Source organism: Pseudarthrobacter phenanthrenivorans, from assembly GCF_000813845.1.
Lineage (GTDB): Bacteria > Actinomycetota > Actinomycetes > Actinomycetales > Micrococcaceae > Arthrobacter > Arthrobacter phenanthrenivorans_B.
In genome coordinates, this window is record NZ_JWTB01000014.1 from 125299 (window position 1) to 147471 (window position 22173).

The window sequence follows — 22173 nt, forward strand, 5'->3', positions numbered from 1 at the left end:
GGCGGCCAGGACTGACGACGGCGGCACCACCTTTCGCTGCCATGCGAAAGGAGGTGCCGCCGTCGTACTTTAATGCTTGGGCTTGAATGCCTGGGATCAGCGTCCGGCGAGGACTTCCTCCGGGGTTTCCTCCGCGCCCTGGCCCGAGACCCGGCGCTGCCATGCCTGCATGACGGCGGGGTCCGTGGGCGGGGTGAACAGCGAGGCTGCAATGTAGACAACGGCCGAGGCGATCAGCCCGTAGTAGATGGGCTCGTTGGCGTAGATGCCGTCCAGCGGTTCCTTGGCGTTCACCTCCAGGATGATCATGGTCCCCAGCGTCACCACCGAACCAACGGCCATGGACGCCGCCGCAGCCATGCCGGTCCCGCGCTTCCAGACCAGGCCGCCAAGGATGGCCACCAGGAGGCCGCCCACCAGGATGTCGTAGGCGATGGTCAGGGCCGCCACGACGTCCTTGGTAATGATGGCAATGACGATCGCGACGACGCCCAGCACCAGGACCCAGATGCGGTTTGCCTTGACGTCATGCTCCGGATTTTCGGTGTCCCCGGTCTCCACCGTCTTGCCGAACCAGCCGGCCACGAATGGCAACACGTCCGCGCGGGCCACGGTCGCGGCGGCGATGAGGGCGCCCGAGGCGGTGGACATCATGGCTGCCACGGCGGCGGCGAGGACCAGCCCGCCGATGCCGACCGGGAGGATGTGCTGGGCAACCTCGGCGTAGACGTCATCCTTGGCGGCAATCTTGACGTTGGACAGGGCCACGTTGGCGGCCATGCCGATCAGGGCCCCGGCCACGCCGTAGAGGATGCAGTAAATGCCGGCCGTGGCGCCGCCCCAGCGCGCAACCTTGGGGGTCTTTGCAGTGAACACGCGCTGCCAGATGTCCTGGCCGATCAGCAGGCCCAGGGTGTAGACCACGAAGTAGGTGATGATGGTCTGGACCCCGATGCCGTCCATCTGGAAGAAGCTGGCGTCCACACGGCTGCGGATGCCGTCCAGGCCACCGGCGGCGTTCAGGGTGAACGGGAGCATGAGGAAGAAGATGCCTACGGTCTTGATGACGAACTGGACCTGGTCTGCCAGCGTGATGGACCACATGCCGCCAACGGTCGAATAGACCAGCACGATGGCGCCGCCGATGGCGATGGCCAGTGCGCGGTCCAGGCCGAAGAGGACCACGAAGATGGTGGCGTAGGCGCCGGTGGAGGTGGCGCAGAGCATCAGCGTGTAGGCAAGCATGACGATGCCGGAAGCTTCGGTTGCCTTGCTGCCGTAGCGCAGGGTGAGCATCTGGGACACCGTGTAGATCTTCAGCTTTTGGATGGTCCCGGCAAAGAGCAGGCTCAGCAGCAGGACACCGGCGCCGATGGCCACCACCAGCCACATTCCGGAAATGCCGAATTTGTAGCCCAGCCCGACGCCGCCCACGGTGGAGGCGCCGCCCAGGACGACGGCGGCCATGGTCCCGGTGTAGAGGAATGGTCCAAGGCGGCGGCCGGCCACCAGGAAGTCGCTGTTGTTTCGGGTGCGGGACTTTCCCCACCAACCGAAGGCCAGCATTGCGAGGAGGTACACCACCACAATGGCGATGTTGATGGCACTGGCATCCATAGATGGCTCCTTGGAGCTGTTGGGATCCGGGTGGTCGGGTGCGGGGCGCCCGTACTGCCGGGGATGAACGGAGAGGGACCTGTTATCGCCTGGGAAGGTTATTGCCCTATAGGCAACAGGAGTTTCCAAAGATAGGGTGTGACGGCCGCAACAGTCAAGGTCAGGGGAATGCTGCCGCGGCGACGTGTGGCATGGGCGCGTCACAAAAGCGGCGCCCATTAGTATGGCTCGAGAGCGGAGCCGGGCTGCCGGCCATGAAAGGTTCGTAGATGAAGGCACTGCCAGTTGAGCCCAGCAACGTCCCGGTGGCCATCGGGTCCCGGATCAGGGCCGCGCGGCAGTCCCAGCGGCTCACCATTGAGCAGGTGGCCGATGCGACCGGGCTGACCAAGGGATTCCTCAGCCGTGTGGAGCGCGACCTGACCTCGCCGTCCGTTGCCTCGCTGGTGACGCTGTGCCAGGTGCTGTCCATTTCCATCGGTGATCTGTTCGCGGCGCCCGAAACCCACCTCACCCGGCGGAATGACGGCCCCCGGATCTCGCTGGGCGGCCAGGGCATCGTGGAGCGGCTCCTGACCGCGCGCTCCGAGCGCCGGGTCCAGATCATCCAGGCCGTGATCGAACCGCACGGCCGCGGCGAGTCCGAACTGTATGCGGTCGACTGCGACGTCGATGTGCTGCACGTGGTCAAGGGGTCCATCAAGCTGATCCTCACCAACGAGGAATACGACCTCAATACCGGCGACACCGTGACCTTCCCGGGCCGCGAACCCCATACCTGGGTCAACCCCACGGACAAGCCGGTCGAGGTGCTTTGGGTCCTGGTGCCTGCCGCCAGCCGCTGACCCGGTTCCTGAGGTGCCTCCCTGCCCGGCTTCGTTCCAGCGTCACGCGGAGCACTCTTTGGTCCGCTGCCTGCCTGGCTTCCCTTGAGATCGCGGGTTTCCTGCAGCTTCCGGCTGCCCAAAACGTGCTCTGCGTGACGGGGCGTCAGACGACGGGCAAGCGATTGGTAAACAGCTGATGCTCATTGGAAAACCAGAGTGTATGATTGCAGTCACACAGTCCCTCAACTCCTCGAAGGAGAGGCCTCCATTGGAAGAGCTGCGCATTGAAGCCAACGGCAACCTTGGCCCCATCGATTCATCCCGGATTCCCCGCTACGCCGGGGCTGCCACGTATGCCCGGCTTCCGCGCCTGGACCAGGTGGACAAGGCAGATGTGACCGTGGTGGGCGTGCCCTTCGATTCGGGCGTTTCCTACCGCCCGGGGGCCCGCTTCGGCGCCAACCATGTCCGTGAGGCCAGCCGCCTGCTGCGCCCCTACAACCCGGCCTGGGACGTCAGCCCGTTCGAGAACATCCAGGTTGCCGATGCCGGCGACATGGCCGTCAACCCCTTCAACATCAACGAGGCCATCGAGACCATCCAGCAGAACGCCCTGGACCTCACGGCCGCGGGGAGCAAGCTGCTGACCCTGGGCGGGGACCACACCATCGCCCTCCCGTTGCTGCGCGCCGCGGCCGAGCGTGCCGGCGAACCCATCGCCATGCTCCACTTCGATGCGCACCTGGACACCTGGGACACCTACTTCGGTGCTGAATACACCCACGGCACACCCTTCCGCCGCGCAGTGGAGGAAGGCATCCTGGACACCGAAGCCATCAGCCACATCGGCACCCGAGGCCCGCTCTACGGCAAGAAGGACCTCGACGACGACCACCGCTTCGGGTTCGGCATCGTCACCTCCGCGGACGTCTACTACCAGGGTGTCCTGGAAACCGTGGCCAAGGTCCGTGACCGCATCGGCACCCGCCCGCTCTACATCTCGGTGGACATCGACGTCCTGGATCCTGCCCACGCGCCGGGCACGGGCACGCCTGAAGCGGGCGGCATCACCAGCCGGGAACTCCTGGAAATCATCCGCGGCTTCCGCGGCATGAACCTGGTGGGCGCCGACGTCGTGGAAGTTTCCCCGGCCTACGACCATGCCGAGATCACCGGCGTAGCCGCCAGCCATGTGGCCTACGAACTCGTCACTTTGATGGCGGACAACGCCCTGCCGGGGGACCGCTTTGGCGCGGAGACCGGGTACCAGGCCCAGGCCCTGGGCCAGGAAGCCCGCCGGCCTGCCGGTTTCGCTGCCGCCACCAAGGAGTAGGCCGTGACCGAATCAGACCCATTGGCGGCGGGGCGGGGGAGCGGGCCGCGCAACGGCGGGGACCTCGTCGTCGAAACCCTTGAGGCCCTCGGCGCGAAGACCGTTTTTGGCATCCCCGGCCAGCACGCCCTGGGGCTCTTCGACGCCATGGGCCGCGGCAACCTCCGGTTTGTCTCCTCCCGGATCGAGAACAACAGCGCCTTCGCCGCTGACGGTTACTCCCGTGCCACCGGTGAGGTGGGCGTCCTTTTCCTGTCCACCGGCCCCGGCGCACTGACGTCGCTGGCCGGCCTCCAGGAGGCGTACGCCACCGGCGTGCCCATGGTGGTGGTGGCCAGCCAGATTCCCCTGGAAGGCCTGGGCGCGCGGCGCAAGGGCATGCTGCACCAGCTCGATGACCAGAAGGCCTCGGCCGCCAATGTCACCAAGAGCCAGCGGCTGATCCAGCACGCCTCGGGCATCCCGTCGGCCATCCAGGATGCCTGGACCGAGGCGATCTCGTCCCCGCAGGGTCCGGTCTGGCTGGAGATCCCGCAGAACGTACTCCTGGATCCCATCATGGTCCCGCCGGTGGAGGATGCCCTGGCAGAGGCAGCAGACAACCCGCCGCGGATCGAACTGGTGCGCGAGGCCGTGAAGTGGCTGGAACGGGCCAAGCGGCCGGCAATCATCGCCGGCGGCGGCACCCGCCGTGGAAAGGCGGAAAAGGCGCTGCTGTCCGTCGCGGAGAAACTGCGCGCCCCGGTCATCTGCACGCCGGGCGGCAACGGCGCGTTCCCGTGGCACCACGAGTTGTCGCTGCAGGCCTGGATCGAGGACCGCTACATGACCGACGTCCTGGAGGACGCCGACGTGTTGCTGGTCATCGGGTCATCCCTTGGCGAAGTGACGTCCAACTACTTCACCTTCGAACCGCGCGGACGCATCATCCAGATCGACGCCGAGCCCCGCGTCCTGGAATCGAACCGGCCCGGCCTGGGCATCCGGGCCGACGCCGGCCAGGCCCTGGCGGCGCTGGACGCGGCACTGGTTGCTGACCCGTCCCGGACCGCTCCGGACTGGCATGGCGTGGCTCCCGAAACCCTGGTCAAGGAGTCCCTGGCCAAGGTAAGGGCCCGGCTGGAATCGCAGGACCTGGCCAAGGAGCTGAAGTTCATGGCCGATATCCGTGAAGCGGTCCCGGCGGACATGCAGACCTTCTGGGACATGACCATCGCCGCCTACTGGGGCTGGTCCTGCTGGGACGCCCGGGACGGACAGTTCCACTCGGCCCAGGGAGCCGGCGGCCTTGGCTTCGCGTTTCCCGGTGCCATTGGCGCAGCGGTCGGCCTGGAAACGGTGGGCAATGAAGCCGGCTCAGCCCGGGTACTCGCGGTGTCCGGTGACGGGTCGGCCATGTACTCCATCGCCGAACTGGCCACCGCCAGGCAGCACAATATCCCGGTCACCTGGCTGATCGTGGACGACGGCGGCTACGGCATCCTGCGCGAATACATGGTCGGCGCCTTCGGTAAAGCCACCGCCACCGAACTTGCGCGCCCGGATTTCGTTAAGCTCGCCGAATCCTTCGGGGTCCCCGCCACCCGGGTTGCCCCGGAAAATGTCGGGGACGCTCTCAAGGCAGGGTTTGCCGCGGACGGGCCGAACGTCGTCGTGGTGGAAACCCTCCTGAAAATGTTCGGGCCCACCCACCTGGGCGACTGATTCCAGCAAGAACCCGCGCGCTCCTTCGCTTTTGCCCCACCGGCTCAAGCGGAGGAGCGCTGTGGTTTAAGTGGCATGACCAATAACTTCGTTTCCCTAAGCAACCTTTTTCTGATACAGTTGCTTGCAGCAACTAATTCCTTAGGGAGGATCATGTCTGTCGCACCGGCCACCGCAGCCGACCTCGTCAGCCACATTTTCGACCTCCAGCGCGCCCTGCGCTGCGTCACCACCATCAACGTCAAGGGCCAGGACACGGGCATTGCCCTCCAGGGCGTGCTCAAGTTCATCGGCGAGGGGGAGACCCGGGCCGCACACCTGGCCGAGCGCCTGGGGGTCAGCCCGCCCGTGCTCAGCCGGCACGTGGCCGAGCTTGCGGACGCAGGCCTGGTGATCCGCACCCCGGACCCGGACGATGGCCGGGCCCAACTGCTGGCACTGTCCCCGCGCGGGAAGGAAAAACTGGCGGAGCTGGTGCGGCATAGGGCGGAAACGCTGCAGGCCTACCTCGCCGACTGGAACGAGGACGACGCCGTGGCCACAGCCGCAATGCTCAACAAACTCACCACATCCCTGAAGAATTCCATCCGGGCAAGGGCGGCCGGAACCACCACCGAACACACCACGCAGGAGTCCATCAATGGCTAACGTCACCGCCGCCGCGGACCAGGAACGGGAGCGCCAGCGCGAACGCACCGTCAAGCAGGAGTCGCGGCAATCCAAGCGCCACGAACCCGGTGCGCCCATGAACCACCGGCAGATCATGGAGGCCCTGACCGGCCTGCTCGCCGCCTTCTTCACCGCAATCCTCAGCAGCACCATCGTGGCCAACGCGCTGCCCACCATCATGTCCGAGCTCAAGGGCACCCAGACGGACTTCGCCTGGGTGATTACGGCCGCGCTGCTGGCCAACGCCGCCACCACCCCCATCTGGGGCAAGCTCGCCGACCTCTTCGACAAAAAGGTCCTGGTCCAGCTGAGCATCGTGATCTTCGTGGCGGGCTCGGTCATGGCCGGTTTCTCCGAGAACATCCCGTTCCTGCTCACAGCCCGCGTGATCCAGGGCATCGCCATGGGCGGCCTGACCGCGCTGGCCCAGGCGATCATCGGCTCCATCATTCCGCCGCGTGAACGCGGGAAGTACTCGGGCTACATGGGTGCCGTCATGGCCGTGGGCACGGCCGGTGGCCCACTGCTGGGCGGCTTCATCGTGGACAGCGCGCTTGGCTGGCGCTGGACGTTCTTCGTCTGCGTGCCGCTCGCCGTCGTCGCCCTGATCCTGCTGCAGGTCACGCTCAAGGTTCCGCACATCAAACGCCCCGCCAAGATCGACTGGTTTGGCGCCATCCTGCTCACCTCCGGCGTCAGCCTGCTCCTGATCTGGGTCTCCTTCGCCGGCAAGGCCGACTACTACGACTGGTGGTCCTGGCAGACCGCGGTGATGGTGGGCGGCGGCGTCCTCCTGCTCGCCCTGCTGGTGCTGGTCGAGTCCAAGGTGTCCCAGCCGATCATCCCGCTGAAGATCATCTCCGAGCGCACCACCGCCCTGGCCATCGTCGCCTCCGTGGCAGTGGGTGTGGCCATGTTCGGTTCCTCCACCTTCCTGGGCCAGTACTACCAGGTGGCCCGCGGCGCAACGCCCACCGAGGCCGGCCTGCTCACGCTGCCCATGATCGCCGGCAACCTCATCGGTTCCGTCGTCTCCGGCCAGCTGATCAGCCGCTACGGCAAGTGGAAGCGCTTTTTGATCGGCGGCACCATCCTGCTGATCGGTGGCCTGGCGCTGGCCGGCACCATGGACCACACCACCGAACTCTGGCTGACCGGCCTCTACACCGGCATCTTCGGCATCGGGCTGGGCATGCTGATGCAGAACCTGGTCCTTGCCGTCCAGAACACCGTCCAGGCCAAGGACATCGGCTCGGCCAGCGCCTCCGTTGCCTTCTTCCGTTCGGTTGGCGGCGCGATCGGTGTCTCCGTCCTGGGCGCCGTCATGGCAAACCACGTCAAGGACCTGGCCACGGACGGGCTGGCCAAGCTCGGCATCCCGGCCGGCGGAAACAGCGGCGCCACGCTGGACCTGAAGGACCTGCCGGCCCCGATTGCCGACGTCATGCGCGCCGCCTACGGTGACGCCACAGCGGGCATCTTCATGATCTCCGCCGTTGTAAGCGCCGTTGCCCTTCTGGCAGTGCTCTTCATCAAGGAGGTCCCGCTGCGCAAGACGGTTGACATCACCCCCGAGGCCACACTGCAGGCCAACGCGGCGGGCGAAGCAGGGATGACGGCCTTGACCGGCCAGCTTCCCATGGTTTCCGGCGAATCGCGGGATGGGGACGTGCGTGACGGTGTGCGGATGGCCACCCAGGGTGCGGTCCGTTCGGGCCTGCCCACAGCCCCGGCCAAGACGTACGACGGCGGGGCTGCCGCCGCCGCCGCGGCCGCCGGCCGGGTAGCCACGGAGGACTTTGAGGAAGCCTTCGCACGGAGCTTCCGTTCCGAAGACCTGGACCTGCGCCCCGCGTACCAGATCGAGGCGGACCGGACGGAGGCGGACCGGACCGGGAAAGCCGCCGACGCCCTCGCCAGTGCCGCCGCCACTTTGCAGAAGCTGCAGGACACCCAGCACCTGCTGGCCCGGCAGCAGGCCGAACTGGGCGGCCTGGTCCTGAACATCCAGGAACAGCTGCGCTCGCAGCAGGAGGTGGCGGCCAGGCAGGCAGCCACGGCGGCAGAGCTCAGCAGGCTGCAGCGCAAGCTCCTGAAGGAACGCAAGCTCCAGGCCGCAGCAGCGCTGTACCTGGCCGGTCACGGCCGGCACAGCTCCGCCGCACCCCCCGCCGGTGCCGGCACCGAAGGCACTGAACCGGGCCGGGGACAGTAACCAACCGGCACGACAGCAGCACCACGAGGGCCGCAGGCCGCACCGGTGAACCGGAGGCGGGCTGCGGCCCTGCCGCTAACTGTGGCTTCCGGACAGGAAAAGTGCCTTCGGGGGGCCTCAATGTCAGTGGGCATCACTAGAGTTGAGTCCATGCTCCTCACCCTTATACGGCGCTACTCCACACCGTATGCGCCGTACATCCTGGCTGTCGTTGTTTTCCAGCTCGCCTCCACCATTGCAGCCCTCTACCTGCCCAGCCTGAACGCCCAAATTATCGATGAGGGTGTGGCGCGGGGGGACACCGACTTCATCTGGCGCACGGGTGCTGTGATGCTGCTGGTGGCCTTCGCCCAGGTGGCTGCAGCCATCGCCGGCGTCTATTTCGGCTCCAGGACCGCCATGGCCGTGGGCAGGGACCTGCGCCGTGCGGTCTTCCGACAAGTCACCAGCTTCTCCGCCAAGGATGTCAACGCGTTCGGGGCACCCACCCTGATTACCCGTGGCACCAATGACGTGCAGCAGGTGCAGATGCTCCTGCTGATGGGGCTGAACTTCATGGTGGCCACACCCATCATGTGCATCGGCGGCATCATCATGGCCCTGCGCGAGGACATCAACCTGTCCTGGCTGGTCTGGGTGTCCGTTCCCCTGCTGGCAGTCGTGGTGGGGTACCTGGTGGTCCGGTTGATGCCGCTGTTCCGCTCCATGCAAAGGAAGATCGACCGGATCAACGCCGTGCTCCGCGAGCAGATCATCGGTATCCGGGTGGTCCGGGCCTTCGTGCGTGAACCCTATGAAACGGACCGCTTCGGCGCCGCCAACAAGGAACTGACGGACGTTTCGCTGCGCATTGGCGCGCTGTTCGTGCTGATGTTCCCGGCCATCAGCATGATCCTGCACCTGTCCACCGCTGCGGTTCTTTGGTTTGGCGGCCAGCGGGTGGACGCCGGCGCCATGCAGGTGGGCTCCCTCACCGCCTTCCTGCAGTATCTCCTGCAGATCCTGATGGCCGTCATGATGGGCACCTTCATGGCCATGATGATCCCGCGGGCCTCGGTCTGCGCGGACCGCATCGGTGAGGTGCTCGGCGTCGAACCCTCCATCCACGACCCCCAAAACCCGCAGGCGCCGGCTGCACTGGAGGGCGTGGTGGAGTACCGGAACGTCACGTTCGCCTATCCGGGAGCCGAAGCCCCGGTGCTCAGCAACATCAGCTTCACTGCCCGTCCCGGCCAGACCATCGCCATCATCGGTTCAACAGGTGCCGGAAAGACGTCGCTCCTGTCCCTCCTGCCGCGGCTGTACGACCCCGCAGAAGGCCAGGTCCTGCTGGACGGCGTCCCCGTGGACCGGCTGGACCGCGCCGAGATCACCAGGCGCGTGGCCCTGGTGCCGCAGCGTCCCTACCTGTTCTCCGGCACCATCGCGCACAACCTCCGGTTCGGCAAGACCGAGGCAACGGAGCAGGAACTCTGGGAGGCCCTCCGGATAGCCCAGGGCGACTCTTTCGTGCGGGACAAGAAGAACGGCCTGGAATCCAGGATCTCCCAGGGCGGTACCAACGTCTCCGGCGGCCAGCGGCAGCGGCTCTGCATTGCCCGCGCCCTGGTGACCAAGCCCCGCGTCTACCTTTTTGACGACTCCTTCTCCGCCCTTGACGTCGCCACGGATGCACGGCTGCGTGCCGCGCTCAGGAGCACCACGGCCGATGCCACCGTCATCATCGTGGCCCAGAGGATCTCCACCATCACCGGCGCTGACCAGATCCTGGTGCTGGACAACGGACGGATCGTGGACCGCGGCACGCACGAGGAACTCCTGGAAACCTCGCCCACCTACCAGGAAATTGTCGAATCCCAGCTCAGCGTGGAGGAAGTGGCATGAGCCCCCGCAAGAAGGACGCCACCGCGGTGGACGCCCAGTCCGGTGACGTTCAGCCCGGTGCAGCGCAGCCCGCCGCAGAACCTGCGGACGACGATTTCGTCGAAGAGGAGTTCCAGCCCACCGAGGCTGACGGCGGCATGTTCGGTGCCATGCCGGCCAAGAAAGCCGAGCACTTCTGGCCGTCCGCGAAACGGCTCATGGGGCTGCTGAAGCCCGAGGCACTGGGCATCTACGCCGTGGTGGGCCTGGTGGTCGTCTCCGTGGTCCTGAACGTCATTGCCCCCAAGATCCTTGGCCAGGCCATGGATGTCATCTTCGCCGGGGTGGTGGGCAGGCAGCTTCCGGCCGGAGCCAGCAAGGAACAGTTCGTTGCCGGCCTCCGCCAGCAGGGCCAGGACAATTTCGCGGACATGGTCTCCCGCATGGAACTGGTGCCCGGCACAGGCATCAACTTCGACAAGCTCACCATGCTGATCGCCACCGTCCTGCTCATGTACTTCGTGGCGAACATCTTCATGTGGCTGCAGGGGTATGTGCTGAACCGGATTGTCATGAAGGTCATCCGGCGGCTGCGCGACGATACCGAAACCAAGCTGAACCGCCTGCCCCTGAACTACTTCGACACCCGGCAGCGCGGCGACGTCCTGTCCCGGGTGACCAACGACGTCGACAACATCCAGCAGGCGCTCCAGCAGGCCTTCGCCCAGCTGGTCAACTCCCTGCTGACCGTGGTGGGCATCGTGATCATGATGTTCATTGTTTCCTGGCAGCTGGCCCTGATCGCGCTGGTGGCCCTCCCGCTGTCCGGGGTGGCCGCCGGAATGATCGGCGTCCGGAGCCAGAAGCTCTTTGCCGCCCAATGGAAGAACACCGGATCACTGAACGGCCAGATCGAGGAATCCTTTTCCGGGCACGACCTCGTGCGTGTCTTTGGCCGCGACGCCGACATGCTGGCACGGTTCGAAGAGCGCAACGAGGCGCTGTACAAGGCAAGCTTCGGGGCGCAGTTCGTCTCCGGAATCATCTTCCCCGTGATGCAGTTTGTGTCCTACCTCAGCTACGTGGGCATCGCAGTGGTGGGCGGGCTCCGCGTGGCCTCCGGAGCCATGTCGCTGGGAGACGCCACCGCCTTCATCCAGTACTCCCGCGAGTTCACCCAGCCCCTGGGCCAGATGGCGGGCATGGCCAACATGCTCCAGTCCGGCGTTGCCTCCTCGGAGCGCGTCTTCGAGTTCCTGGACGCCGAGGAGCAGGACACCGAAACGGCCACCGAGCACCTGCCGGCCAAGACGGATGGCCACGTGGACTTCAGGAGCGTCACCTTCAGCTACACCCCGGACAAGCCCCTCATCGAGAACCTGTCCTTCACGGCAGAGCCGGGCAACACGGTGGCCATCGTGGGTCCCACCGGCGCGGGCAAGACCACGCTGGTGAACCTGGTGATGCGGTTCTACGAGCTCAACGCGGGCGCCATCCTGCTGGACGGCGTGGACATCACCCACCTCAGCAGGTCCGAGCTGCGGTCCAAGGTGGGCATGGTGCTGCAGGACGCGTGGCTGTTCGGCGGCTCCATCTACGAGAACATCCGCTACGGCAACCTCGACGCCACGCAGGAGCAGGTCATGGCGGCGGCGAAGGCCACGTTCGTTGACCGGTTCGTCCGGGCCCTGCCCGATGGCTACGACACCGTGATTGACGAAGAGGGCAACAACGTCAGCGCCGGCGAGAAGCAGCTGATCACCATCGCCCGGGCCTTCGTGGCCAACCCGTCGCTGCTGATCCTGGACGAGGCCACCAGTTCCGTGGATACCCGCACCGAACTGCTGGTACAGAAAGCCATGGCAGCCCTGCGCTCCGACCGGACCAGCTTCGTGATCGCGCACCGGCTCTCCACCATCCGCGATGCCGATACCATCCTGGTTATGGAAAACGGACGGATCGTGGAACAGGGCAACCACCAGGTGCTGCTCGCCGCCGGCGGGGCATACCACCGCCTCTACATGTCGCAGTTTGCCGGTGCCGATGCCGGGGAACTTCCGGTGGATGATTCGACGGCGGTCCACAGCTGAGCGCGCACGGCGGCCAGCGGATCGAAGTCCTGGTGCCGATGCGCTGGGGCGATATGGACGCTTACGGCCACATCAACAACGTCCAGATTGTCAGGATGCTGGAGGAGGCGCGGATCGCCGCCTTCGGGCCGCCAAGGGGCGCGGGACTTCCCGGCATGGAGCCGCCGGTGTCCCTGTTCAACGATGTCCCCGACGGAACCCTGGCACTGGTGGTGGACCACAAGATCCGCTATGTCAGGACGCTGGAATACCGCAACGTTCCTGCGGTCGTGCAGGTGTGGATCGGCGCCGTCAAGGGGGCCAGCTTCGACATCCACTACCTCCTCCAGGATCCCGTCACGCGGGAGGACTGCGTGAAGGCCAGCAGCCACCTGGCCTTCGTTGACGAGGCAACCGGCCGGGTGCAAAGGCTCACCCAGGAACAGAAAGACCGGATGGCCCCCTACAGGCACTAAGACTCTGGTCAGGACGGCACCGGGTGACTGGACTGGAATAACGATCCACATTGAAAGGAAGTCCCATGGCAAGGAACAAAATGGCAATGAACAAGAGCCGCAGGACCCATGCCGGCAGGCAGAAGAAGACCTGGAAGGAAATGTCCCCGTCAGGCAGGGCAGGAATCATCATCACCGCCATCGTCCAGGTGTCGTTGCTGGTGGCCGCGCAGCGCGACATCTCCCGCCGGCCCGCCGCGCTCATCAACGGGCCCAAGGCCGCATGGCGGGCGGCATCCTTCATCAATTTCATCGGTCCCATGGGGTACTTCGTCTTCGGCAGGAAGCGGTCCGCCACCGGCAAATAGGGCGGCAGGAAGCCGGGCAGTCCAGACTGCGTGGAGCGGGCGCCCAGCTTGACCCTGTAAATTTGAGGGCATGACCCCCACTGCCACTGCTGCCATGACCCGCGCCCTCGGCATCTCCAAGGAGATTGAGGATGCGGCCTGGTTTGTGCTGGGGCCGGGCCTGCTGGGCAAGGCGTCGCCCCTGGACGGCCGCACCAGGACGTGGTCCGTTCCGGCGGCCGTCGAATTGCTGGACCGCCTGGACCGGGGGATCGCCGACCCCAAGGCGCCGATGATGACCAACCTCCGGGAGAACCTGGAGGGCGCCACCCGCGGGGCCAAGCAGTTGGCTGTGGAACTGCTCTTCCTGCAGTCCCTCCCGCTGGCCCACGAAGTGAAGTCCCTGAAGGTCAAGCGAGCCCGCGTGGCCGAAGCCGCAGGCTGGCTGGAACCGCCGCTGGAGCTCCCCGGGGAGCTGTATGCGGGCATGACGGACCACGGCGTCATCCGTGACCGGACGGCAGAATTCAACTGGACCATCTGGGACCACCTCAAATGGCTCTGCCGCTTCGTCCGGAACGTCGCCCAGCGGCCCGCCGCCGTGGTCCAGGCGGCCATCAACGATCCGCTGCAGTTCCACCGCCTCGCCGCCTCCACCCCTGACGACCAGCCCGCCATCCGCCGCAGCATCGAATTCCTCGCGTGGCCCAGCTACTTCGAGCCCGTTGTCGCCGACGTCGAGCGGCAGGAGATCCGGGATGCCTTCGCCTCCCTGGTGGGCGGCGCCAACGGCGACACCGAAGAGGACATCACCGCCGACATCCACCGCATCCGCCTGCACCTTGACGAGCAGGCCGGCCAGCGCATCGACTGGTACTCCCGGCAGCTCGTCAGCCAGTGGCGCAAAGTGGGCGACCCCGGGCGCCGGGCCTGGCTGCTGCGCACGCACAGCGACCATGCCGAGCTGCTCACCGCCTGGCACCACGAGGAAAAGGTGACGCTCGACGTCGAACATCTCCGCCACCTGGACCACGGGGTTCCCGCCGGCCTGGTCCAGCACGCGGTGGATGAGGACTACAAACACCTTGGCTACGTGGAGCGCGAGGACACCAAGACCGCGGTGTTTGCCTTCCTCACGGTGATGAAGCCGGGGGACCTGGTGCTTTACCAGCACGCCGGCAGCGTGCGGTTGGGCGGCGTGCTGGGGGAGCCCGAATACAACGACGACAACCGCCGGCTGCGGCGCAAGGTGCGTTGGTTCGACGACGGCCACACCACCACCAGCCTTCCCCGGCACGTCCAGCGCCAGCTCGCCACCCCGGGCATTGTGGTGGACGTGACCCGCGTGGTCCAGGCACTGCAGGCGCTGCTCCCTGCCGAGGCGGAAAACGAGCCCGACGGCGACACGGACGCCACCGCCGTCGTCCCGCCTGTCCAGGAAGGCTTCCGTCCCCTGACGCAGGAATTTGCCGCGTCCCTCCATATGGAGCTGGAACCGCTCCAGGAGATTGCCGACCTGCTGGAGGAGAACCGGCAGCTGGTCCTTTACGGCCCGCCCGGCACCGGCAAGACCTACCTTGCCAAGCACCTGGCGGCGGAGCTGGCGGATGACACCACCGATGAGCGTGTGAAGCTGGTGCAGTTCCACCCGTCCTATGCCTATGAGGACTTTTTCGAGGGCTACCGGCCGGACAAGACCGACGGCGGCCAGGTGTCCTTCAAGCTGGTGGCGGGCCCCCTGCGCCGGCTGGCGGAGGAAGCCGCCAAGCCGGGGAACGAGAAGAAGCCGTACTTCCTGATCATCGATGAGATGAACCGCGCCAACCTGGCGAAGGTCTTCGGCGAGCTGTACTTCCTGCTGGAGTACCGCGACGACAGGATCTACCTGCAGTACAGCCCCAACGAGCCGTTCACGCTGCCGGACAACCTCTACATCATCGGCACCATGAACACTGCGGACCGGTCCATCGCCATGATGGATGCCGCCATCCGCCGCCGCTTCTCCTTCATCGAGCTGCACCCGCAGACCGAGCCGGTCAAGGGTTCGCTGCTGAGGTTCCTGCAGGCCCGGCAGCTGGATCCGACCCCGGCGCTGCTGCTGGACGCCCTCAATGCGGCCATTGATGAGTGGGACCGGGACCTGATGATCGGGCCTTCCTACTTCATGAAGCCGGCGGCCCAGACCCCGGCGGGGCTGCGCCGGATCTGGAAATACGAGCTGATGCCGCTGCTGGAGGAGCACTACCACGGCCAGCTCACCCGCGCGCAGCTGGAGGAACGCTTCGGGCTGGACCAGCTGCTGGGGCGCATTGCAGCGCGCTGATCCGCCGGCGCCCGGTACTCCACCCGGCCCGGTGCGGCACCTGGTGCTGGACGAGCTGTCCAGCGGCGTGGTGGAACGGCTCGACGCGCCAACAGCGTCCTTCCTGAACTCCAGCGGCCTGGCCAAGGCCTCCCCGATGGGCCTGGGACTGTACCGGATCGAACCCGTGGGCAAGGTGGGATCGGTGCGGACGGCCACCCTCCAGCTCGACGTCCGGCCCAAGGACCGGCTGGGGCTCAGCCGGCTCCTGTTCCTGCTCAGCTATGCGGGGGAGCAGGGCTTCCGGCCGGACCTGGTGGCCGCCGCGGAGGACCGGGACCTGTGGAGCGCGCTGGCGGAGTCGCTGGCGCTGCTGGCCGAGCGGGCGCTTGCCCGCGGTGTCCTGCAGGGTTACCTGACGGTGGACGAGTCGCTGCGGACCGTGAAGGGCCGGATCCGGATTTCGGACCAGATCTCCCGCCGCCCCGGCATGCTGGTTCCGCTGGAGGTTTCGTACGATGAGTTCACCGAAGACATCGCCGAAAACCGGATCCTGCGCGCCGCCCTGGAACGTATGGGGCAGGTGCCAGGGGTCCGGCCCGAGGTGCTGGGCCGCCTGCGCCAGCTCAAGGGAAAGCTCGACGGCGTGACGCGCCTTCCGGCCGGCGCCCCGGTTCCGCCGTGGAAGCCCACCCGGATGAACCTGCGCTACCACGCCGTGCTGCGCCTGGCCGGGCTGGTCCTGCGGAACGCGTCCGCGGAAGCCGGCGAGGGCCGGCAGCAGACCGCCGCGTTCGTGGTGGACATGGCGCAGGTGTTCGAGGATTTTGTGGGTACGGCGCTGCGCAGCGCAATGGCGTCCTATCCGGGGGAGCTGCGGTTGCGCTACAACGCACTGCTCAGCGAGGCGGTGAACGATTCCGACCGGCTGTCCGTGCGGCCGGACGCGGTGCACATGCTTGGGGGACGCCCCGTCGTTGCCTATAACGCCAAGTACAAGGCAGCCTCCGATGCCGGCGCATCGCTCACCGCGGACCACTACCAGATGCTCGCCCACTGCACGGCGCTCGCCGTGCCCACCGCCTGGCTGGTGTATGCCGGGCAGGGTGAGGTGAAGCTGCGCCGGATCCTCAACACGGACATCGACATCGTGGAGTATCCGCTGGATCTCAGCCAGCCGCCGTCGGCCATCCTTGCTTCGGTCCGGGAACTTGCCCGCCAGTCCTGGGGCGAAGTTGTGCGGGCTGCTAGACCGGCACCCTGAAGGTAAAGGTCGTCCCCTCGCCCAGGGTGCTGTCGACGTCGATGGTTCCGCCGTGTGCCTCCACGATCGCCTTGCTGATGGGCAGGCCCAGGCCCACGCCGGGTATCGCCGTGCGCCGGACGCTGCTGGTGCGGAAGAACTTGGCGAACACCTCGGAGGCGTCTTCGGGGGTCATGCCCATGCCGGTGTCCGTGACGCGGCAGGCCACGTGCCCGTCCTCGCGGGCCAGTGACACCACCACCTCTCCGCCGCCGGGGGAGTACTTGATGGCGTTGGACACCAGGTTGTCCAGGACCTGGGAGATGCGCGCGCTGTCCACATGGGCTTCCAGCCGCTCCGGGGTGTCGGCCCGCAGCTCCACACCGGCCGCGGCAGCCCTGGGCATGGCCGAGGACACGCTGCCACGCACGAGTTCGGCCACATCAACAGCGTGGGGCGTGACGATCAACTGGCCGTTGCGGCTGGACAGCAGGTCCGAGACGAGGGTCAGGAGCCGCTCGGAATTGCGGCGGATGATTTCCAGCATGTCCCGCTGGGAATCCTCCAGTTCGTCCGCGAGCAGGATTTCCACGTAGCCCAGGATGGACGTCAACGGGGTACGGAACTCGTGGGACACGCTGGAGACGAAGTCGTCCTTGGCGGTGAGCGCATTCACCAGGTCGGTGACGTCGCTGAAGACAATCACCGAGCCGGTGAAGTTGCCGTCCGAATCCTTCATGGCGCGCGCCGTGGTCACCAACGCCCGCTGTTCCTTGCCGTCGCCCAGCCACACCAGGTAGTCGGTGAAGGTTTCCCCCAGGACTGCGCGGCGCACCGGCCGCTCCTCGACGGGGACCAGGGTCTTCCGGTCCGGCCCGAACACCAGCAGCTGGGACTCGTTGGGATCGGCAATGTCCTTGGGCCGCGCCAGCTCATGGTTGGCGCGCTGTTTCCGGTTCATCAGGACGTCGTGCCCGTCGGCGTCAACGGCCAGGACGCCAAGATGGACTGTGTCCAGCACCGTGTTCAACAGCGACTCCTGGCGCTTGCTGGTCCGCAGGCTGGCCCTCAGCTGCTCGTCTTTCTCCTCCAGCTGCTTCTGCTGGCGCATCATGCTCAGGGTCAGTACGCTCACGGACACGCCGATGCCCAGCATCATGACCGGCAGCAGCAGGGACCGGGCAAAGTCCTGCGGGGTGAAGTTGCCCTTCAAGAGCAGCGGCACCCAAATGATGGCCAGCGGACCCAGGAAGGAAAGCCACAAGGCCGCCCGTGGATAGAACCCGGACGCACACAGCCAGATGACCGGGAACACCGCCAGCAGGCTGATACCCGCGAGGCTCTCCTGGCCGCCTTCCCGGCCGAGTGCAATGGAGATGAAATCCAGGATCGGGATGGCCAGGAAACTCGTGTACGGCAGCTTGTCCCACGGAACCACGTAGCACAGCGCCATGAGGACCAGCTGGGACACCAGGAAGGTGACGAACAACGGGTTGTCCATGGTTTCGGTGAAGAACGCCCACACCAGGAAAGCTGTCAGGAGGGTCGTTACGAACAAGGGCATCTGGCTCATCGCCACCCGGTCCGTCAGCCGGTACTCGTGGAAGGGCCGCTTGAAGAACCGCAGGCGTCCCGACGACCAGGCCGTGGGAGTGCTCATGGGATGCAGGACGCGGATGTCGGGGTGTGGGGGACCATACCAGCAGGATATCCGCAGCCAGCTATACTTCTGACGTTGGCACTGAGGGGGCTCTATGAGTGAGGCACGTGTGGGTCTGGTCATCGAAGATGACCACGACATTCGGGAACTGGTTCGCACTGTGCTGACCCAGGCTGGTTTCGACGTCTCCGTCGCCAGTGGCGGCGCTGAGGGCGTCCTGATGGCCAAGAGCCTGAACCCTGACGTCATCACCCTTGATCTGGGGTTGCCGGACATTGACGGCTTTGAGGTGTCGCGGCAGATCCGGGAGTTTTCGGATGCCTACATTGTGATGCTGACAGCTCGTACCGAGGAACTGGACACCCTGATCGGGCTCGAATCCGGGGCTGATGATTACCTGACCAAGCCATTCCGGCCCCGCGAGTTGCGTGCCCGGGTGGCCGCCATGATGCGCCGGCCACGGTCCGTTCCGGACCCGGCCGAGGTTGCCGTGGATGCCTCACCGGACGGCTCGGCCCATCCGGAGCGGGGAAACTTCAGCCATAACGGGCTTAAGCTCAGCTACGCCTCGCGCACTGTCAGTGTGGACGGCAGGGAAATGAACCTGACCCGCACGGAGTTCGAGCTTCTGTATGCGCTCCTCGAAGCCGGCCGGACGGTCCGGACCAAGTCCGACCTGGTGCGGCGGCTCCGGGACGAGGATTACGACGTCGGCAGTTACATCAGCGAGGCCGACGAACGTTCGGTGGAGGTCCACATGGGCAACCTGCGCAAGAAGCTTGGCGATTCGCCGCAGCAGCCGCGGTGGCTGCAGACGGTCCGCGGGGTGGGTTACCGCTTGGCTCCGGGACAGCACTGAGCCTGCAGCCGGTGCGTGGTTTGCCGGCTGCAGTGGGTGATGGGCCGCAGGTAGGTGGCGGCCAGCCTGGGCAACGCCACCGTCATGTCGGCGTGGCGGGCCTCGGCCCGGATCTCGGTTTCCAGCTCCAGGGCCAGCCCCGCCAGCCGCTCGGCACCGACCATCTGGCTTGAGGTCTTGAGGCTGAGGACTGCGTCGATGGAGCCCTCCAGGTCGCCGGTGGTCATGGCCAGCCTTAGCCGGTCCAGGCGTTGGGGCAGGTACTCGATGAAGTTCCCCACGAAGACCAGGGTGTACCCCTCTTCCTCTTCAAGTTCTTCCCGCAACCGGTCCAGGACTGACTGGTCCACCAGCGGCCTTGGCGCCTCGTCTGACGTGCTCATGACACTCCTTTCTGCTGGAACTGGGGACCCGAAAACAGGACGGTTATGCGGGGGTTGCTTGCTGTTTTTCAGGTTAGGACCGTTCCTCCGGGCTCGCAGAACACTCGGCAAGAATTGCGGTTTTCTTGATCGGAGGGCCCAATTCTGCCCATAAAATCGAGGCCGGTGCTTTCTGCATTGACATCAACTGCGGCCTGGGCCGCCTTCAATCTGGGGATAGATTGCCGTGTTCCGAACTTTCAGGACTTTATTTGTCGCGCTCTTAATCGTGGCCGGACTGGCTTTGGCCAGCGTCCAGCCGGCCGGCGCAGCCACCACACCGCAAATCACGCTGGACCCGGCGTCCGGTCCAGTCGGTTCTGCCGTGACCGTGGCGGGGACCGGCTTCAAGGCGTCCACCACGGGGACAGTGATTGTGGGTTCCACGACCTTCCCGTTCCAGACCACTGCGGCCGGCGCCTTCAGCACCGGCATCACCATTCCGCCCGCCGCCACCGGCAACCTGGCCATTACGGCCAAGACCTCGTCCATCAAGGCTTCAGCGACGTTCGTGGTCCAGGCGGCAGCGCCCGCGCCGGCTCCGCAGCCCGCGGCCGTCAGCTCTGCCGCCCTGCGCTTTGGGGTGGCAACCGCCGGGGGTCCCCTGGCCGGTTCCGAACTGGATGATGTGGCCAGCCTTGCAGGTGAAATTCCGTCCATCGTGATGAGCTATAAGGACTTCCTGCAGGCACCGCCAATAGCTGAGATGGATGCGGTACGTTCACGCGGAGCCACCCCGCTGGTGACGTGGGAGCCCTGGGCGTGGGGAGGCGGCGTGGAGCAGCCGGCGTACGCGTTGAACCGCATCACCGCCGGCGCCTTCGACGGAACCATCAGCCAGTGGGGGCAGTCCCTGGCAGCGTGGGGCAAGCCTGTAATGCTGCGCTTTGCCCATGAAATGAACGGCAACTGGTATCCGTGGGCGGAAGGCGTGAACGGAAACCAGGCGGGCGACTACGTCGCGGCCTGGCGGCACGTGCATGACGTGGTCGCCGCCACAGGTGCGGCCAACGTGCAGTGGGTGTGGTCGCCGAACGTCCCGTACTGGGGATCCACCGAACTGGCCGGTTTGTTCCCCGGCGCGGGTTACGTGGACATCGTGGCCCTGGACGGCTACAACTGGGGCACCTCGCAAACCTGGAGCACCTGGGTCTCCCCGATGGACCTGTTTGGCCCGGGGATTTCCCAGCTCCGAGCCCTGGCTCCGGGCAAACCGGTCCTGATCGCTGAAACAGCCTCCAGCGAGTCCGGCGGGTCCAAGGCCGCGTGGAACACCGACGTGGTGTCTTATCTTGCCGCCCAGCCGGATGTCATGGGTTTCGTCTGGTTCCACCTGCAGAAGGAGACGGACTGGCGGATCAACAGCAGTGACCCGTCGGCGGCTGCTTTCAAGTCTGCCCTGCTGGCACGGAGAAGCTAGGGGATAGGGAAGCTGCTCCGGAACCATCAATGGCGTGCTGCCTGACCGCTGCAACCCATTCATCCTGCCTTGGCGGGATCAAGGTCAGCGGCGGCGTCAGCTGAAGATTGGCTCAAGATTCCACTGGTCGGGCGCCGGCCTCCAGGAAACGCACCAGCTGGGCTTCGAGGGCTGAACGGTCCTTCAGCTCGCATTCCCAGACGGTCAGCACTTCCCAGCCGGCGTCTTCCAGCTGCCGGCGCTGGCCGGCGTCGCGCTCCCGGGTCCGCGTGCGCTTTGCGGCCCAGAAGTCCGCGTTGGCTTTGGGTGCGTGCCGGCCCACCCTGCAGTCGTGGAAATGCCAAAAGCAGCCGTTCACGAAAATCACCTTGTGCCGGCCGGCGAAGACGAGGTCCGGGTTGCCCGGCAGCTTGCGGCCGCCGGATGTGCCATGCAGGCGGTAACGGTAGCCCTTGGCATGCAGGAGCCGCCGGACCAGCAGTTCGGGTTTGGTGTTCTTGCCGCGGATCCGGGACATGTTCCAGCTGCGCTGCTCGGGGGTCAGCTTGTCAGCGGTGGCCTTCTCCGCGCTGGAATTGTCCGGCATTCCTCCAGTCTAGGAGCGCCTAGATCTCCCGCTCCGGTTGTTCGCCGAACACGAAGTGCCGGCCGCTGACCGACGTCGGCTCGATCTCCACGTAGAAGTCCTTAAGGGTGGGCACCCAGGTCTTCAGGCCGAGCCCTTCGATGGCGGCGAGCTCATCGGAGTTGCTGAGGACCCGTGCCGTGCCCCGAAGAATGACGGACCAGGCTTCCTGGGACAGGATGCCGTCGGTTTCGAACAGCACGCGCTCGTTGATGGTCAGTTGCGCGAGCTTGTTCCCGGGCGCTGTGCGCAGGTAAAGCTTCCGGTGTGAGGTCACGTAGTTCACCGGGAAGATGTCTGGTTCCCCCGCGACGGAAACCACCAGGCGGCCATGTTGGGTGGCGGCCAGGAGGCGCCACGACTGCTCATCGTCGAGTTCCAGGACGGGATTGCCGTCTGCATGTTCAAACATCATGCGGCCATTCTTCCCAGCCGGACCGGAAGGCACCAGAGGCCGGAAGGCCCCTTTACGGCCCGTTTACTCCGTGCCGGCTGCAGCTGGCCCACCAGCCCATCGGGGAGACCTGGACTTTCAGCCTGCGG

General features: G+C 66.0%; 18 protein-coding genes. 13 read left to right on the forward strand and 5 right to left on the reverse strand.

Features of this window, described 5'->3' with window-relative positions; genetic code table 11:
• Window positions 1-96: 96 nt before the first annotated feature.
• Entirely contained in the window at window positions 97-1617 is a 1521-nt protein-coding gene (locus RM50_RS07945; RefSeq protein ID WP_043451539.1) for a sodium:solute symporter, read from the reverse strand.
• 269 nt (window positions 1618-1886) lie between these two features.
• Here RM50_RS07945 and RM50_RS07950 point away from each other — a divergent pair, with 269 nt between their 5' ends.
• The 11 genes from RM50_RS07950 (at window position 1887) to RM50_RS08000 (ending at window position 16665) form a co-directional block, all read left to right on the forward strand.
• On the forward strand, window positions 1887-2462 hold the full coding sequence (locus tag RM50_RS07950) for a helix-turn-helix domain-containing protein (RefSeq protein WP_043451541.1): 576 nt from the start codon (window positions 1887-1889) through the stop codon (window positions 2460-2462).
• Window positions 2463-2712: 250 nt separating this feature from the next.
• On the forward strand, window positions 2713-3777 hold the full coding sequence (speB, locus tag RM50_RS07955; RefSeq protein WP_043451543.1) for an agmatinase: 1065 nt from the start codon (window positions 2713-2715) through the stop codon (window positions 3775-3777).
• Window positions 3778-3780: 3 nt separating this feature from the next.
• Window positions 3781-5481: a thiamine pyrophosphate-binding protein gene (locus RM50_RS07960; protein WP_043451545.1), complete on the forward strand. Its 1701-nt coding sequence runs from the start codon at window positions 3781-3783 to the stop codon at window positions 5479-5481.
• 153 nt (window positions 5482-5634) lie between these two features.
• A complete protein-coding gene (locus tag RM50_RS07965; protein WP_043451547.1) occupies window positions 5635-6129 on the forward strand; it encodes a MarR family winged helix-turn-helix transcriptional regulator in 495 nt (164 codons plus the stop codon).
• Complete coding sequence (locus RM50_RS07970) at window positions 6122-8365, forward strand: MDR family MFS transporter (protein ID WP_082007011.1); 2244 nt, start codon at window positions 6122-6124, stop codon at window positions 8363-8365. Before RM50_RS07965 ends, RM50_RS07970 begins: the two co-directional genes overlap by 8 nt.
• A 150-nt stretch (window positions 8366-8515) precedes the next feature.
• Window positions 8516-10249 carry an ABC transporter ATP-binding protein gene (locus tag RM50_RS07975; RefSeq protein WP_043451549.1) on the forward strand — a complete coding sequence of 578 codons (1734 nt, stop codon included), beginning with the start codon at window positions 8516-8518 and terminating at the stop codon, window positions 10247-10249.
• On the forward strand, window positions 10246-12318 hold the full coding sequence (locus RM50_RS07980) for an ABC transporter ATP-binding protein (RefSeq protein WP_043451550.1): 2073 nt from the start codon (window positions 10246-10248) through the stop codon (window positions 12316-12318). The genes RM50_RS07975 and RM50_RS07980 overlap by 4 nt, the downstream gene beginning before the upstream one ends.
• Before the next feature lie 38 nt (window positions 12319-12356).
• A complete protein-coding gene (locus RM50_RS07985) occupies window positions 12357-12773 on the forward strand; it encodes an acyl-CoA thioesterase (RefSeq protein ID WP_043451552.1) in 417 nt (138 codons plus the stop codon).
• Between the two features lie 65 nt (window positions 12774-12838).
• Window positions 12839-13120: a hypothetical protein gene (locus RM50_RS07990; RefSeq protein WP_430929398.1), complete on the forward strand. Its 282-nt coding sequence runs from the start codon at window positions 12839-12841 to the stop codon at window positions 13118-13120.
• A gap of 70 nt (window positions 13121-13190) precedes the next feature.
• Window positions 13191-15422 carry an McrB family protein gene (locus RM50_RS07995; protein ID WP_043451555.1) on the forward strand — a complete coding sequence of 744 codons (2232 nt, stop codon included), beginning with the start codon at window positions 13191-13193 and terminating at the stop codon, window positions 15420-15422.
• The gene (locus tag RM50_RS08000) at window positions 15409-16665 is read left to right on the forward strand and encodes an McrC family protein (protein ID WP_240471908.1); all 1257 of its coding nucleotides are present in this window, start codon (window positions 15409-15411) and stop codon (window positions 16663-16665) included. The genes RM50_RS07995 and RM50_RS08000 overlap by 14 nt, the downstream gene beginning before the upstream one ends.
• On the opposite strand, the gene RM50_RS08005 is transcribed toward RM50_RS08000, so the two are convergent.
• The gene (locus RM50_RS08005; protein ID WP_043451558.1) at window positions 16649-18304 is read right to left on the reverse strand and encodes an ATP-binding protein; all 1656 of its coding nucleotides are present in this window, start codon (window positions 18302-18304) and stop codon (window positions 16649-16651) included. The genes RM50_RS08000 and RM50_RS08005 overlap by 17 nt on opposite strands.
• Before the next feature lie 94 nt (window positions 18305-18398).
• On the opposite strand from RM50_RS08005, the gene RM50_RS08010 reads away from it, so the two are divergent.
• A complete protein-coding gene (locus RM50_RS08010) occupies window positions 18399-19163 on the forward strand; it encodes a response regulator transcription factor (RefSeq protein ID WP_205622242.1) in 765 nt (254 codons plus the stop codon).
• Here the strand turns inward: RM50_RS08010 and RM50_RS08015 are convergent.
• The gene (locus tag RM50_RS08015) at window positions 19136-19546 is read right to left on the reverse strand and encodes an Hpt domain-containing protein (protein ID WP_043451563.1); all 411 of its coding nucleotides are present in this window, start codon (window positions 19544-19546) and stop codon (window positions 19136-19138) included. The genes RM50_RS08010 and RM50_RS08015 overlap by 28 nt on opposite strands.
• Window positions 19547-19814: 268 nt before the next feature.
• Between RM50_RS08015 and RM50_RS08020 the strand changes: the two genes are divergently transcribed.
• Window positions 19815-21005 (forward strand): glycosyl hydrolase, encoded by a 1191-nt coding sequence (locus RM50_RS08020; RefSeq protein ID WP_430929399.1) that lies wholly within the window; start codon window positions 19815-19817, stop codon window positions 21003-21005.
• Window positions 21006-21117: 112 nt separating this feature from the next.
• Here the strand turns inward: RM50_RS08020 and RM50_RS08025 are convergent, their stop codons facing one another.
• Together RM50_RS08025 and RM50_RS08030 are read right to left on the reverse strand one after the other, a co-directional pair.
• Complete coding sequence (locus tag RM50_RS08025; protein ID WP_043451568.1) at window positions 21118-21591, reverse strand: very short patch repair endonuclease; 474 nt, start codon at window positions 21589-21591, stop codon at window positions 21118-21120.
• Window positions 21592-21610: 19 nt separating this feature from the next.
• Window positions 21611-22045 carry a pyridoxamine 5'-phosphate oxidase family protein gene (locus RM50_RS08030; protein WP_043451570.1) on the reverse strand — a complete coding sequence of 145 codons (435 nt, stop codon included), beginning with the start codon at window positions 22043-22045 and terminating at the stop codon, window positions 21611-21613.
• Window positions 22046-22173: the final 128 nt, after the last annotated feature.